Annotated in this window: 11 protein-coding genes; 5 read left to right on the plus strand and 6 right to left on the minus strand. The window is 74.2% G+C overall.

Features of this window, described 5'->3' with window-relative positions:
* A partial coding sequence (locus ACVMLK_RS15910) for a helicase-related protein (protein ID WP_457486945.1) occupies positions 1-2585 on the minus strand: 2585 nt, incomplete at its 3' end.
* Between the two features lie 181 nt (positions 2586-2766).
* Here ACVMLK_RS15910 and ACVMLK_RS15915 point away from each other — a divergent pair.
* Both ACVMLK_RS15915 and ACVMLK_RS15920 read left to right on the plus strand, forming a co-directional pair.
* Positions 2767-3327 carry a hypothetical protein gene (locus tag ACVMLK_RS15915; RefSeq protein WP_457486939.1) on the plus strand — a complete coding sequence of 187 codons (561 nt, stop codon included), beginning with the start codon at positions 2767-2769 and terminating at the stop codon, positions 3325-3327.
* A gap of 52 nt (positions 3328-3379) precedes the next feature.
* Positions 3380-4549, plus strand: coding sequence for an MFS transporter (locus tag ACVMLK_RS15920; RefSeq protein WP_457486940.1), 1170 nt, complete (start codon positions 3380-3382; stop codon positions 4547-4549).
* On the opposite strand, the gene ACVMLK_RS15925 is transcribed toward ACVMLK_RS15920, so the two are convergent.
* On the minus strand, positions 4546-5403 hold the full coding sequence (locus ACVMLK_RS15925; RefSeq protein ID WP_422921713.1) for a metallophosphoesterase family protein: 858 nt from the start codon (positions 5401-5403) through the stop codon (positions 4546-4548). The genes ACVMLK_RS15920 and ACVMLK_RS15925 overlap by 4 nt on opposite strands.
* Positions 5404-5899: 496 nt before the next feature.
* Complete coding sequence (acnA, locus tag ACVMLK_RS15930) at positions 5900-8596, minus strand: aconitate hydratase AcnA (protein WP_457486941.1); 2697 nt, start codon at positions 8594-8596, stop codon at positions 5900-5902.
* Between the two features lie 106 nt (positions 8597-8702).
* On the opposite strand from acnA, the gene ccmA reads away from it, so the two are divergent.
* Together ccmA and ccmB are read left to right on the plus strand one after the other, a co-directional pair.
* Complete coding sequence (gene ccmA / locus ACVMLK_RS15935; protein WP_457486942.1) at positions 8703-9332, plus strand: heme ABC exporter ATP-binding protein CcmA; 630 nt, start codon at positions 8703-8705, stop codon at positions 9330-9332.
* Positions 9329-9979, plus strand: coding sequence for a heme exporter protein CcmB (gene ccmB / locus ACVMLK_RS15940; RefSeq protein WP_422921710.1), 651 nt, complete (start codon positions 9329-9331; stop codon positions 9977-9979). The genes ccmA and ccmB overlap by 4 nt, the downstream gene beginning before the upstream one ends.
* Positions 9980-10022: 43 nt before the next feature.
* On the opposite strand, the gene ACVMLK_RS15945 is transcribed toward ccmB, so the two are convergent.
* From ACVMLK_RS15945 to tsaD, 3 genes are read right to left on the minus strand one after another with little or no spacing between them, the layout of a single operon-like run.
* A complete protein-coding gene (locus ACVMLK_RS15945; protein WP_457486943.1) occupies positions 10023-11057 on the minus strand; it encodes an NAD(P)H-dependent glycerol-3-phosphate dehydrogenase in 1035 nt (344 codons plus the stop codon).
* Positions 11058-11064: 7 nt separating this feature from the next.
* Positions 11065-11892: a 23S rRNA (adenine(2030)-N(6))-methyltransferase RlmJ gene (locus tag ACVMLK_RS15950; protein ID WP_457486944.1), complete on the minus strand. Its 828-nt coding sequence runs from the start codon at positions 11890-11892 to the stop codon at positions 11065-11067.
* Positions 11889-12977: a tRNA (adenosine(37)-N6)-threonylcarbamoyltransferase complex transferase subunit TsaD gene (tsaD, locus tag ACVMLK_RS15955; protein ID WP_422921708.1), complete on the minus strand. Its 1089-nt coding sequence runs from the start codon at positions 12975-12977 to the stop codon at positions 11889-11891. Before tsaD ends, ACVMLK_RS15950 begins: the two co-directional genes overlap by 4 nt.
* 42 nt (positions 12978-13019) lie before the next feature.
* On the opposite strand from tsaD, the gene hemC reads away from it, so the two are divergent.
* Complete coding sequence (hemC, locus tag ACVMLK_RS15960; protein WP_422921707.1) at positions 13020-14105, plus strand: hydroxymethylbilane synthase; 1086 nt, start codon at positions 13020-13022, stop codon at positions 14103-14105.
* Positions 14106-14251: the final 146 nt, after the last annotated feature.

Below are 14251 nucleotides of genomic sequence, written 5' to 3' on the forward strand. Positions count from 1 at the left end.
GGGGATGCCGCCTCGGCGGCCGTTCCCTCGGCCGGTGCCCCGGCGGCGGGCCGGGCCTCGCGCGGCGGCCGCTCACCCCCCCGCTCGCTTCCTCGCTCGTTCCCTGGGCGGGACCGCTCGCCACGCCGCTCCCCGCGGGGGCCATGGCGCGGCGGGCGGCCGCGGCCGTGATCCTCGCGCCGGGCGCTGACCATGGCGGGGCCGGGCGGGCCGAAGGCATCCTCGGCCAGGGTCTCGGCCGGGATCAGCCGGAAGCCCAGGGTCTGCAGCACCACCGGCAGCACATCCGCCTTGACGCCCAGGCGGCTGGCGACATCGGGCGGCAGCATGGCCGGCGCCCGGCGCGTCAGGTGGCCCAGCTCGCCGGCGACCCGCTCGGCGACATCGAGGCGCAGCATCACCGGCCCGGCCATCACCCAGCCCATGGTGGCGGCGAAGCCTTCCGGCCAGTCCTCCGGCGGCGGGACGGAGACCAGCCCGCCGCCCGGCAGGGCGGGTGTCGGGCAATCCGCCTTCAGTGCCCAGAGCTGCGCGCGCAGCGCCATCGGGCGCGGCTTCAGCATCTCGGGCAGATAGAGGGCGAAGCGGCCGGCGCGGATGCCGATGGCCTTCAGCTTCTGCCGCAGCTCGGGGTTGATCTCGGCCTCGGTGCCGCCGGGCATCAGGCCGAGATACTCCCGCAGCCGGAAGGCCGGGCCGCGCAGCGTGTTGTCCTCCGCCGCCTTGGCCTCGACCGTGTCGAGCGCCGCGAAGTCGCGCTTCAGCATGGTTTCCAGCCATGTGGCGAGGCGGGAACGCACCCGCTCGCGCTGCGCGCCATCCAGGAACTCGGAGGCCAGCGGCTCGATCAGCGGCTTGTCCGGCGCGGGGCCGGGCCTCAGGCGCGCGATCTCGGCACCGTTCCAGGTGATGCTGTGGGTCGGGGTCAGGGCGAAGGCGTCGTCGGACGCCGTTTCCATCTCAGTCACGCGCTTCGGCATCTCACTCTGCAGGGCACGGCGGGCAGCACGCAGGACGAGCTTGCGCTCCTCCCCATTACCCGCAGACGCATCGGGTTCAAACACGAAACCCGTCACATGGCCAACCGGATGGCCTTCTACCACCACCTCCCCCTTGCGGGTCACGGCGGAGAGCAGCTCTTCCGCCGAGTCGTCGAGGCGTCGGATCAGGTGCGCGGCCCGTCGGTCGACGAAGCGGGCGGTCAGGCGCTCGTGCAGCGCGTCGCTGACCGCGTCCTCGGCGGCGCGGGCCTCGTTCTGGTAGCGGGCCGCGTCGCGGAGCCAGTCGGCGCGGGCGGCGATATAGCTCCAGACGCGGATGGCGGAGAGGCGGGCCATCAGCGTGTCGAGGTCGCCCTCGATGCTGGCGCATTGCGCGATCTGCGTGCCCACCCAGTCGGCGGGCAGGTGCCCCTCGCGCGCCAGATGCGCGAAGACGCGGGCGCAGAAGCGGGTGTGGCTGTCATCCGCCAGCTTGCGGAAATCCGGGATCTGGCAGGTCTCCCAGAGCAGGCGGAGGCGGGCGCGGCCGGTCGCCAGGGCGCGCACCTCGGCCTCGCGCGAGAGGGCGGCCAGGGTGATGTGGTCGGTCGCGTCATGGCCCTTGGCCAGGCCCGGCACCGGCGGCGGCGCGGCCAGGCTGTCGAGCAGCGCGTCGATGCCGCTGAAGTCGAGCTCGGCATTGCGCCAGGCCAGCGTCATCAGCGCCTCGAACTGGTGCTCCTCGATCTTGCCGACGATCTCGTCCGGCAGGGGCGGGCAGTCGGCGGTGGTGCCGAAGGTGCCGTCGCGCATGCCGCGCCCGGCGCGCCCGGCGATCTGCGCCGCCTCCTGCGCCGAGAGCGGGCGGGGGCGGTGGCCGTCGAACTTCTGCAGGGAGGCGAAGGCGACATGGTCGACATCCATGTTCAGCCCCATGCCGATCGCATCCGTCGCCACCAGGAAGTCCACCTCGCGGTTCTGGTACAGCGCCACCTGGGCATTGCGGGTGCGCGGGCTGAGCCGGCCCATCACCACGGCGCAGCCGCCGCGCCGGCGGCGGATCGCCTCTGCGATGGCATAGACCTCGCCGGCCGAGAAGGCGACGACGGCCGAGCGCGGCGGCAGCTTGGTCAGCTTGGCCGGGCCGGCATAGGTGAGCTGCGAGAGGCGGGGGCGCGTCTCCACCTCGGCCTGCGGCACCAGCCGCTGCAGCAGCGGCCGGATGGTCTCGGCGCCGAGGAACATGGTCTCGACGAGACCGCGCGCGTGCAGCAGCCGATCGGTGAAGACATGGCCGCGATCCGGGTCGGCGCAGAGCTGGATCTCGTCCACGGCGACGAATTCCACTCGCCGGTCGAGCGGCATGGCCTCCACCGTACAGGCGAACCAGCGCGCCTCGGGCGGGACGATCTTCTCCTCGCCGGTGATCAGGGCGACATGGCGGGCGCCCTTGGCGGCCACCATGCGGTCGTAGTTCTCCCGCGCCAGCAGGCGCAACGGAAAGCCGATGATGCCCGAGGCATGCGCCAGCATGCGCGTGATGGCCAGATGCGTCTTGCCGGTGTTGGTGGGGCCGAGCACCGCCTTCACCCGCGCGGGGAACATGGCTCCGCCAGCGCTGGAGGAGAGGGGGCGCTGGAACGGACGCTGGGCGAGATCGGGCATCGCCCCGCCTGTGTGGCGCCAAAGGGGGGGATTGGCAACCGCCCGTTACAACTTGGCCTCCGGCCTTAACCGGGCGGCAGGGCCTGGCGGGCATCCTGCGGCCTGATCCCGGAACCAGACCATGCGGCGCACCACCTTCCTGATGACCACGGGCCTTTCCGCCCTGCTGGCGCTGGCCGGCCTGGGCGGCCTGGCCGTGACCATGGGCGCGCGCTGGCTGGTGCAGGAGGTGGCGGCGGAAAGCCAGGCCGCCGCCTGGCGCCAGGACCTGGCGTTGCAGGCCGCGATCCTGGCCGGGCGCGCCGCCCGGCTGGAGGCCGGCGACGCCGCCGCGGGCGGGGTGGAGCTGGAGCGGCTGCGCGCCGGGCTCGTCACCCTGCTCGGGGACATGGCGGCGGGGGAGAGGCCGGAACTGGCCGGCCTCGCGGCGCGGTTGCCGGCCTCCCCCGGCCCCGCCATCCCGCCGCTGCGGCGGGCGCTGGAACGGTGGGGCGGCGAATGGACGGAGGCGGGGCGGCAGGCGCAGATGCGGGCCGGGCAGGCGCGGCGCCGCCTGGGCGCCCTGCTGGAAGGCCTGTTCTCCGCCGGGATGGTGTTCACCGCCATGGTGATGCTGCGCGCCGTCCTCGGCGTCATCTGCGAGCGGCGCGCCGGGGCGGGGGAGGCGCCGCCGGCGCCCTGAGGCCGGCGGGGCTTCGCAGGCCGCCCTGGCGGGCGCAGCCTGTCCGGCGACCATGCCGCCCCGATTCGCGATCACCCGCCACGTCCTGCTGCTCGGCAGCGTCTTCGCCGGCATCGGCGTGGTGCAGCCCTTCCTGCCGGCCTTCCTGGCGGCGCGCGGCCTCTCGCCCGGGGAGGTCTCGCTGGTGCTGGCGGCGGGCTCGGGCATCCGCCTGCTGGCCGGCCCGCGGGCCGGCCGGGGCGCCGACGCGCTGGGTGACCCCCGGCTGCTGCTGGCGCTGGCCGCCCTGGCGGGGGCGCTGGCCTCGGGCGGCTACCTGCTGGCCGGCACGCTGCTCGGCTTCCTGCTGACCCAGCTCGCCTTCCACGCTGCCTCGGCGCCGCTCACCCCGCTGACCGACACGCTCTGCCTCGCCGCCGCGCGCCGGGACTGGCTGGATTACGGGCGGGTGCGCGCGGCGGGCTCCCTGGCCTTCATGGCGGCGGCGATGGTGGCTGGCTGGCTGGCCGGCCGGCTGGGGCTCGGCGTGGTGCCGCTGCTGATGGGCGGCGCCATGCTCGCCACCCTGGCCGCCGCCCTCCTGCTGCCCCGCGCCGCGACGGAGGGCCGGAGCCTGGCGCGGCGGCGGGAGGGCGGCTTCCGCGCCACGCTCCGCCTGCCGGGCTTCATCCGGCTGCTGCTGCTCTCGGGCCTGATCCAGAGCAGCCACGCGGCCTACTACGCCTTCGGCAGCATCCACTGGTCGGCGGCCGGGCTCAGCGCCACCGGCATCGGCCTGCTCTGGGCGCTGGGGGTGGTGGGGGAGGTGCTGCTCTTCTTGCTCGGGCGGCGGCTGGTGGCGCGCCTCGGCGCGCGCGGCCTGGCGCTGCTCGCCGCCGGGGCCGGGGTGCTGCGCTGGAGCACCCTCGCCGGCACCGCCTGGCTGCCCGCCCTGGTGGCGACGCAGCTGCTGCACGCCCTCACCTTCGGCGCCCAGCACCTGGCGGCCATGCAGCTGATCCTGGCCCTGGTGCCGCCGGCCCAGGCCGGAACCGCCCAGACGCTACATGCGGCGCTGGGCGTGGGGCTGATGAGCGGCAGCATGACGCTGCTCTGCGGCCCGCTCTATGCCGCCTGGGGCGCCGGCGTCTTCCTGGTCATGGCCGGCCTCTGCCTCCTGGCCCTGCCGCTGGCGCTGGGCCTGCCCCGGGGCGGGGCGGGCGCGTCGGCGGCTCCGTCCTAGACGGCGGGAGCGATGGCCTCCGCCTCGTCCAGCGTGTGCGCCGGCCAGGCCGGGGCGGCGGCGCTGACCCAGGCATGGCCGTTCCAGCGGCGCGGCTCGATGCGGGCCTGTCCCTGGCGGATGACGATGCGGTTGTAGGCATTGGGCTCGCCCCGCAGCCGCGTCGAGATGGCCGAGCCGGCCTGGACCACCAGCAGCTCGGGCCGCGCCGGGCCGCCGGGCCGCGCGGTCTCGGCGACGCCCCGGTGCAGCCGCACATAGCCCCGGTGCAGGTGCCCTGAGAGGATCAGCCGCACCCCCGCCGCCTGCAGGCGCTCCAGCGCCGGCGCGGCGCGGCGCGCCAGCGGCGTGTCCGGCGCGTCCTCCGGCGCCAGGAACGGATGGTGGGCGACGACGATGCGGAACAGGCCGGGCGGCGTCTCCTCCAGCCGGTCCAGCAGGCGCCGCAGCCGGCTGCGCTTCACGCGACCGCCCTCCCAGGAGAGATGCAGCCCGCCGCGCACCACCGTGTTCAGCCCGATCACCGCCATGACCTCGTCGCGCCAGACGGGCTCGGTCTCGCCGCCGATGAAACGGTGCCAGCGGCCGAAGGGATCGAGGAAACGCTCCCAGGGCCAGTAGTTCGTGATGTCGTGATTGCCCGGCACCACCAGAACCGGCGCCTTCAGCGCCTCCAGGAAGCGCCGGGCCGCCTTGTACTCGCGCGAGCGGGCCCGCATCGTCAGGTCGCCGCTGACCGCCACCAGATCGGCCGGGTCGCCGTTCAGCGCCGCCAGCAGCCCCTCGGTCGCCGTCGGGTCGATCCGGTTGAAGTGCAGGTCCGAAATGTGATCGATGCGGCGCGTCTGTGGCATGCCCCCTGTCCCTGTGCCTCCCGTTCCTGTCCGGCTCCGCCCGTGTCCTCCGGCGCGCCGGGGCCGGCGGCCGTCTCCGCAGCGTGAACGCCGCGCCGCCCCGATGGATGCGCCGCACCACCACGCCCACTGCGGGAGCACGGCCTCCCGCCTGCGATCAGCAGGGCTTGAATGTCCTCGAAGACAGCGCCATTTCAGGATTTCTTCATTGTTGGGCGCGAATACTGAGACGGTCGTCGAGCAAGGAGATAGGCTCATGTCCTGGACCACGCATCAGCAGCCCCTGACCCCCCGCAACCTTTTCCGAGGGCTGGTCGACCTGCCCTGGGGCGCGCCGCTCTATGGACCGGTGCGGCCCCGCCGCCCCTGAGGGCGGCCTCCGCCACGATGGGCGCGTGAAAAAGCCGGGGTCAAGCCCCGGCTTTTTTGTCGTCCTCGCCCCGGTGGGGGATGGGGCCAGGCCCGAAGGCCGGCCCCAAGGCTGACCTGGGGCCGATCAGGCGGCCTTGGCCATGTTGCGCAGCACGTAGTGCAGGATGCCGCCGTTCTTGTAGTACTCGACCTCATCGGCCGTATCGACGCGGCACTGCACCTGGGTCGTGGTGGTGGTGCCGTCCGACCGGTGGATGACGAGATCCAGCAGCATGCGGGGCCGGAGCTCCTCGAGGCCCAGGATGTCGATGGTCTCCTCGCCGGTCAGGCCCAGCGTCTCGCGGCTCTCGCCCGGCTTGAACACCAGCGGCAGCACGCCCATGCCCACCAGGTTCGAGCGGTGGATGCGCTCGAAGCTCTCGGTGATGACCGCCTTCACGCCCAGCAGGAAGGTGCCCTTGGCCGCCCAGTCGCGGGAGGAGCCGGTGCCGTATTCCTTGCCGCCGAAGATCACCAGCGGCACGCCCTCCGCCTTGTAGCGCATGGCGGCGTCATAGATCGGCAGCACGTCGCCCGAGGGCTGGTGCCTGGTGATGCCGCCCTCGATGCCGGGGACCATCTCGTTCTTGATGCGGATGTTGGCGAAGGTGCCGCGCATCATGACTTCATGGTTGCCGCGGCGGGCGCCGTAGCTGTTGAAGTCGTTCTGCCGGACCTGGTGCTCCAGCAGGTACTCGCCGGCGGGCGAGACCTTCTTGATGTTGCCGGCGGGCGAGATGTGGTCGGTGGTGATGGAATCGCCCAGCTTGGCCAGCACCCGCGCGCCGCGCACCGAGGCGATCTCGCCCGGCTCCGGCTGCATGCCCTCGAAATAGGGCGGGTTCTGCACGTAGGTGGAGCCGGAGTTCCAGCGATAGGTGTCCGAGCCGGCATCGACGCGGATCGCCTGCCACTGCGCCGGCCCCTTGAAGACGTCGCTGTAGCGCGCCTGGAACATCTCGCGCGTGACGACGGAGGCGACGGTGTCGTTGACCTCCTTCGTGCTCGGCCAGATGTCCTTCAGGTAGACCGGCTGGCCGTTCGAGCCGGTGCCGATGGCCTCCTTGGTCACGTCGAGCGTGATCGAGCCGGCGAGCGCGTAGAGCACCACCAGCGGCGGCGAGGCCAGGTAGTTGGCGCGCACGTTCTGGTGCACGCGGCCCTCGAAGTTGCGGTTGCCCGACAGCACCGAGACGGCGACCAGCTTGTTCTCCTCGATGGCGTCCACGATCGGGTCGGGCAGCGGGCCCGAATTGCCGATGCAGGTGGTGCAGCCATAGCCCACGGTCTGGAAGCCCAGCGCGTCCAGGTGCGGCGTCAGCCCGGCCTTGTCGAGGTAGTCGGTCACCACCTGGGAGCCGGGGGCCAGCGAGGTCTTGACCCAGGGCTTCGGCTTCAGGCCGAGCGCATTGGCCTTCTTCGCCACCAGGCCGGCCGCCACCAGGACATAGGGGTTCGAGGTGTTGGTGCAGGAGGTGATGGCGGCGATCACCACGTCGCCATGGCCGAGGTCGAAATTCGAGCCGGCGACGGGCACGCGCAGATCGGCCTTGTCGCCCGGCACGCCGAGATTGCCCGAGGCCAGCTCCTTGGCGAAGGCGGGGGCGGCGTTGGTCAGCTCGACGCGGTCCTGCGGGCGCTTCGGGCCGGCCATGGAGGGCACCACGGTGCCCATGTCCAGCTCCAGCGTGTCGGTGAAGACCGGGTCGGGCTGGCCTTCCTCGCGGAACATGCCCTGCGCCTTGTAGTATTCGCGCACCAGGTTGATGCGGTGCTCGTCGCGGCCGGAGAGGCGCAGATAGTCGAGCGTGACCTCATCGACGGGGAAGATGCCGCAGGTCGCGCCGTATTCCGGGGCCATGTTGCCGATGGTCGCGCGGTCGGCCAGCGCCATCTCGGCGAGGCCGGGGCCGTAGAACTCGACGAACTTGCCGACGACGCCCTTCTTGCGGAGCATCTGCGTCACCGTCAGCACCAGGTCGGTGGCGGTGACGCCCTCGCGCAGCCTGCCATGCAGCTTGAAGCCGATGACGTCGGGGATCAGCATGGCGATCGGCTGGCCGAGCATGGCCGCCTCCGCCTCGATGCCGCCGACGCCCCAGCCCAGCACGCCGAGGCCGTTCACCATGGTGGTGTGGCTGTCGGTGCCGTAGCAGCTGTCGGGATAGGCGAAGGTCTCGCCGGCGTCGGTCGCGGTCCAGACGCCCTGGGCGAGGTATTCCAGGTTCACCTGATGGCAAATTCCGGTGCCGGGCGGGACGACGCGGAAATTGTTGAAGGCTTCCTGGCCCCACCGCAGGAACTCGTAGCGCTCGCCATTGCGCTCGAACTCGATGTCGACGTTCTGCTGCAGGGCGGTGGGGGTGGCGGAGACGTCGACCATGACGGAGTGGTCGATGACCAGATCGACGGGCACCAGCGGATTGACGCGGCGCGGGTCGCCGCCGAGCTTCAGGATGCCGTCGCGCATGGCGGCGAGATCGACCACCGCCGGCACGCCGGTGAAGTCCTGCATCAGGATGCGGGCCGGGCGGAAGGGAACCTCCTTCTCGCTCCTGCCCTCCTTCACCCATTCGGCGATCGCCTCGGCGTCCTTCACCGAATAGGCGCGTCCGTCCTCGAAGCGAAGGACGTTCTCCAGCAGGACCTTGAGGCTGTAGGGCAGGCGGCTCACGTCGCCGATGCTCTTCGCCGCCTCGGGCAGGCTGAAGTAATGATAGGTCTTGCCGTCTACCGTCAGGGAGCGACGCGCCTTCAGGCTATCCTGCCCGATCATCCGCATGGTCCGGGGTCCCTTGAGTGATTTGCTGCGAACGCTGCCGCTTATTACACGCTGTGCGCCCCCGGTCCATTGCCGGGGCGGGGCTCAGGAACGCCGGGGGGCAGGCTTGCTGGAAGCGAGGGACATGGCGGTGCGGCGCGGGGGAAGGGTGGTCTTCGCCGGTCTTTCCCTCACCCTGCGGCCCGGGGAGGCGCTGGTGCTGACCGGGGCGAACGGCGCCGGCAAGTCCAGCCTGCTGCGCCTGCTGGCCGGGCTGCTGCCGGCGGCGGCGGGCGAGCTGCTCTGGGAGGGCGCGCCGGCCCTGGCGGATGCGCCGGCCCATGCCGCGCGGCTGCGCTACCTGGGCCATGCGGATGCGGTGAAGCCGTCGCTGACGCTGGCGGAGAACCTGGCCTTCTGGTCCCGCCGCTGGGGCGGCGACATCGGCGCGGCTCTGGCGGCGGCGGATCTGGCGCCGCTCGCCGACCTGCCGGCGCGGCTGCTCTCGGCCGGCCAGCGGCGGCGGCTGGCGCTCGCCCGGCTGGCCCTGGCCCCGGCGCCGCTCTGGCTGCTCGACGAGCCGACGGTGGGGCTCGATGCCGCCAGCATCGGGCGGCTGGGCGGGCTGCTGGCGGCGCATCGCGGGGCGGGCGGCATGGTGGTGGTGGCGACGCATGTGGCGCTGCCGCTGCCGGAGGCGCGCGGCCTCGACCTCGGCGCCGCCGCCCCGCCGGAGAGCGAGGACTGGCCGGCATGATGGCGCTGGTCGGGCGGGAACTGCGGCTGGCGCTGCGCCATCCGGCGGAGACCCTGGCGGCGGTGCTGTTCTTCCTGCTGGTCGTGGCGCTCTTCCCCTTCGGCACCGGCCCGGCGCCGGAGCTGCTCGCGCGGCTCGCCCCGGGCGCCCTGCTGGCCACGGCCCTGCTGGCGGCCCTGCTGCCGCTCGACCGCCTCTTCGGCGCCGAGGCCGAGGATGGCTCGCTGGACCAGCTCCTGCTCTCCGGCCTGTCGCGGATGGAGATCGCGGCGGCCAAGGCGGCGGCGCACTGGCTCTGCACCGGGGCGCCGCTGCTGCTGGCCACGCCGCCGGCGGCGGCGATGCTCAACCTGCCGGTCCCGGCCTGGGGCACGGCGGCGGCGGTGCTGGGGCTGGCTACCCTCTACCTGTCGCTGCTCGGCACGGCGGGGGCGGCGCTGACGCTCGGCGCGCGGCGGGGCGGCGTGCTGCTGCCCCTGCTGGTGCTGCCGCTGGCCATCCCGGCCGTCATCTTCGGGGCGGCGGCGATCGAGGCCGCGGCCTCCGGCCTGCCGGCCCGGCCCTTCCTGCTGCTGCTGGGCGCGCTGGTGGCGGCGGCCCTGCCCCTGGCGCCGCTGGCCGCCGGCGCGGCGCTGCGGGCCGAGTGAAGGCATCCCCGCTCACCGGGGCGGTGCCGCTGGCCGGCCGCCCTCACACCTCGTGCCGCCGCGGCCGGGCCATCAGCTCGCGCATCGCCCCCGCGACATCGACCCGGCCCGCCAGCACGGCGGCGACGGCCTCGGTGATCGGCATCTCCACGCCGGCGGCGGTGGCGCGGGCCAGCAGGGCGGGGGCGGTGGCCACCCCTTCCGTCACGCTGTTGCGCGCCGCCAGGATCTCCTCCAGCCGCCGCCCCTGGCCGAGGGCGAAGCCGAGCGAGAAGTTCCGGCTGCCCGGCCCGGTGCAGGTCAGCAGCAGATCGCCCAGGCCCGAGAGGCCGCTCACCGTCTCCGCCCGGCCGCCCAGCGCCACGGCCAGCCGGGCGATCTCCGACAGGCCGCGCGTCACCAGCGCGGCGCGGGCATTCTCGCCGAGCCCGGCGCCCATCACCGCGCCGGCGGCGATGGCGACGACATTCTTGGCCGCGCCGCCGATCTGCGCCCCCACCGGGTCGTCCTGGCCGTAGAGGCGGAAGGCGGGCGAGGCGAGGCGGGCAGCGGCGGCCTCGCGCAGCGCGGCGTCGGTGCTGGCCAGGACGGCCGCGGCGGGCAGGCCGGCGGCGATCTCCTCGGCGAAGTTGGGGCCGGAGAGCACCCCCGCCCGCAGGCCCGGCCGCGCCTCGGCCAGGATCTCCAGCGGCAGGCGCAGCCCCGCCGCCGTCACGCCCTTGGCGGCGACCAGGCAGGGCGGCAGCGTCGCCGGGAGCGTCCGCAGCACCGCCGCCAGATGCTGCGTCGGCACCACCAGCAGCGCCAGCTCCGCGCCGGCCAGCGCCGCCCCGGCCTCGTGCGTGACCTGGATCGCCCCGGGCAGGCGATGGCCGGGCAGATGCGCCGCGTTCTCCCGCGCCGCCTGCATCGCCGCCGCCCGGCCCGCATCCCGCGCCCAGAGCGCGACGCTTCCCTCCGCCGCCATCCCATTGGCCGCCCCATGGGCTGTCCGATGGGCTGTCCGACTGGCCCGGGCGGCCTGGATCGCCAGCGCCGTGCCCCAGGCGCCGGCGCCGATCACCGCGACCTTCTGCATGATGTTCCTATTCCTCGGCGATGCGATGGATGGCGAAGCCCTCGCCGGCCTCGCCCTGGCCGAGCCGCGCCAGCAGGACGGCGAGGATCTCCCCCGCCTCCTCCTCGAACCGCCAGGGCGGGTTGACGACGACGAGGCCGCAGCCGTTCAGCCGCTGCGGATCGGTGGGCTCGCGCAGCCAGAGCTCGCAGGCGAGGATGTCGCGCACCCCGCTCTCCGACAGCGCGGTGTGGAAGGCGCGCACCGGGGCGCGATGCTTGATCGGATACCAGTGCGCCTGCACCGCCGCCCGGAAGCGATGGGCGACCGTGGCCAGGCCCTCCGCCATGCGGGCGAACTCGCCCTCCTGCTCGAAGGGCGGATCGACCAGCACCAGGCCGCGCTTCTCGGCGAAGGGGGTCAGCGCCGTCAGCGCCTCCCAGGCGTCGCGCCGGTGCACGGCGGTCTGCGGGTCCCCGCGGAACAGGGTGCGCAGGGTGACGTGGTCCTCCTCATGCAGCTCGCAGAGCACCAGCCGGTCGCGCGGGCGCAGCAGCATCCGCACCAGGGAGGGGCTGCCGGGATAGCGCGGCGGGAAGCCGGCATGGCGCACCAGGGTCAGCCATTCGGCCAGCGGCCCGTCCGTGATGTCGAGCAGCCGGCCGATGCCCTGGCGCCACTCGCCGGTGCGCTCCGCCGCCGAGCCGGACAGGTCGTAGGCGCCGATGCCGGCATGGGTGTCGAGCACGCGGAAGGGCGTGTCCTTGGCGGCGAGCCGCCGGACCAGGCGCACCAGGAGGGCGTGCTTGACGCAGTCGGCGAAGTTGCCGGCATGGAAGGCGTGGCGATAGTTCATGCCGCGTCCCCGGCGGGAGCCAGCTCCTCCAGCGGCCAGCGCGGACGCGGCGCGTGGTCGAGCGGGTCGGTCAGCCCGGCCCGCAGCCGCTCGATCCCGGCCCAGGCGATCATCACCGCGTTGTCGGTGCAGAGCCGGACCGGGGGGGCGACCAGCGGCAGCCCGGCGCGCGCCGCCTCGGCCGTCAGCGCCGCCCGCACGCCCTGATTGGCGGCGACGCCGCCGGCCACCACCAGCGCGGTCGCGCCCGGCAGCATGGCCAGGGCGTGGCGCGCCCGGTCGGCCAGCACGGCGGCGACCACGCGCTGGAAGGAGGCGGCGAGGTCGGCGCGGTCCTGCTCCGCCGCGAGCTTCGGGATGGTCTGCGCGACGGCGGTCTTGAGGCCGCTGAAGGAGAAGTCGCAGCCCGGACGGCCGAACAGGGGCCGGGGCAGGGGGTAGCGCCTCGGGTCGCCGCCGGCGGCGAGCCGCTCCAGCGCCGGCCCGCCGGGCCAGGGCAGGCCCATCAGCTTGGCCGACTTGTCGAAGGCCTCGCCCACCGCGTCGTCCAGCGTCGAGCCGAGGCGGCGGTAGCGCCCCACCCCCTCGACGGCGACGCACTGGCAGTGCCCGCCGGAGAGCAGCAGCAGCAGGTAGGGGAAGGCGATGCCGCCCTCCACCAGCCCGGCCTCCCGCAGCAGCGGCAGGCGGGCGGTCAGCGCATGTCCCTCGAGGTGGTTGACCGCGACAAAGGGCAGCCCGCGCGCGATGGCCATGCCCTTGCCGAAGCCGGAGCCGACGATCAGCCCGCCGATCAGCCCGGGGCCGGCCGTCGCGGCGATGCCGCCCAGCGCCCCGGGGGCGACCCCCGCCTCGGCCATCACCTGGGCGGCGAGCGCCGGCAGATACGCCAGGTGGGCGCGCGCCGCGATCTCCGGCACCACGCCGCCGAAGGGGGTGTGCTCGGCCAGCTGGCTGCGCACCGCCTCGGCCAGGATGGTGCCGTCCGGCGCCAGCAGGGCGGCCGCGGTCTCGTCGCAGCTCGCCTCCAAACCCAGAACCGGTCCACCAATCGGCGCCACGCGCATCTCCACCTTCTTTCCCATGCCGGCCTTTCCCAGGCCGGGCCGTGGTTCTATGACGCCGGCATGTCCTTTGCCCACCCCGCCCTGCCGTCTGCCCCGGCGGGCGCCGCCGCGCATCCCGCCGCCGCCCCGCATGCGCCGGGCGGCGGCGCCATCGGCGCGGCAGCGCCCCATGCGGCCGTCAAGCCCCATGCGCGGCGCTCCCTGCCGCTGCGCGTCGGCACGCGGGGCTCGCCCCTGGCGCTCTGGCAGACCCGCACCTTCCTCGACCGCATCCTGCATTTCTGCCCGGTGCTGCGGAACGCCAAGGCCTTCGAGGAGCATGTGATCACCACCTCGGGGGATCGCATCCAGGACCGCCGCCTGGCGGATATCGGCGGCAAGGGCCTCTTCGCCAAGGAGATCCACGAGGCGCTGCTCGACCGGCGGATCGACTTCGCCGTGCACAGCCTGAAGGATCTGGAGACCGAGATGCCGCCCGGCATCGTCCTCGCCTGCACCATGACGCGCGAGGACGCGCGCGACGCCCTGGTGCTGCGCGAAGGGCTGGCGCCGGCGGCCGGCGACGGCCCCTTCGACGCCATCCCGGCCGGGGCGCTGATCGGCACCGCCAGCCTGCGGCGGCAGGCGCAGCTGCTGCACGCGCGGCCCGACCTCAGGGTCGAGATCATCCGCGGCAATGTGAACAGCCGCCTCGCCAAGCTGGCCGGCGGCGCCTACGACGGCACGCTGCTGGCGCTGGCCGGGCTCCGGCGTCTCGGCCTCGAGGGCCACGCCACGCGGCTGCTCGACGCCGAGGCCATGGTGCCGGCGGCCGGCCAGGGCATCGTCGGCATCACCGTGCGCGCCGGGGACGAGGAACTGCACGAGCTGCTCGCCGGCATCGAGGACCGCGTGGCGCGGGCCGTCTCCCGCGCCGAGCGCGCCCTGCTCGCGGCGCTGGACGGCTCCTGCCGCACGCCGATCGGCGGTCATGCCCGACTGCTGCCGGACGGCACCCTCTTCCTGACCGGCCTGGTGGCCCGGCCGGATGGCAGCTTCCTGCTGAAGCGCGGCCTCGGCGGCGCGGCGAGCGAGGCGGAGCGGCTGGGCCGCGCGCTGGGCGACAGCCTGCGGGCGGACAGCCCCGCCGATCTCTTCATCGCCTGACGCCGTGCGGGAGCCGCCCGCCGTCCTGGTCACCCGGCCCGAGCCGGGCTGCGCCGAGACCGCCGCGGCGGTGGCGGCGCTGGGCTGGCGCCCGCTGCTGGCGCCGGCCCTGGTGCTGTCGCCCCTGCCGCTGCCCGCCGATATCG

The organism is Teichococcus aerofrigidensis (assembly GCF_054073225.1).

What these genes read in the sequence shown, in the direction of transcription:
- ACVMLK_RS15915 (WP_457486939.1), top strand. Translation starts at nt 2,767, where the DNA reads ATGCGGCGCACCACCTTCCTGATGACCACGGGCCTTTCCGCCCTGCTG.
- ACVMLK_RS15920 (WP_457486940.1), top strand. Translation starts at nt 3,380, where the DNA reads ATGCCGCCCCGATTCGCGATCACCCGCCACGTCCTGCTGCTCGGCAGC.
- ACVMLK_RS15925 (WP_422921713.1), bottom strand. Translation starts at nt 5,403, where the DNA reads ATGCCACAGACGCGCCGCATCGATCACATTTCGGACCTGCACTTCAAC.
- acnA (WP_457486941.1), bottom strand. Translation starts at nt 8,596, where the DNA reads ATGCGGATGATCGGGCAGGATAGCCTGAAGGCGCGTCGCTCCCTGACG.
- ccmB (WP_422921710.1), top strand. Translation starts at nt 9,329, where the DNA reads ATGATGGCGCTGGTCGGGCGGGAACTGCGGCTGGCGCTGCGCCATCCG.
- ACVMLK_RS15945 (WP_457486943.1), bottom strand. Translation starts at nt 11,057, where the DNA reads ATGCAGAAGGTCGCGGTGATCGGCGCCGGCGCCTGGGGCACGGCGCTG.
- ACVMLK_RS15950 (WP_457486944.1), bottom strand. Translation starts at nt 11,892, where the DNA reads ATGAACTATCGCCACGCCTTCCATGCCGGCAACTTCGCCGACTGCGTC.
- tsaD (WP_422921708.1), bottom strand. Translation starts at nt 12,977, where the DNA reads ATGGGAAAGAAGGTGGAGATGCGCGTGGCGCCGATTGGTGGACCGGTT.
- hemC (WP_422921707.1), top strand. Translation starts at nt 13,020, where the DNA reads ATGTCCTTTGCCCACCCCGCCCTGCCGTCTGCCCCGGCGGGCGCCGCC.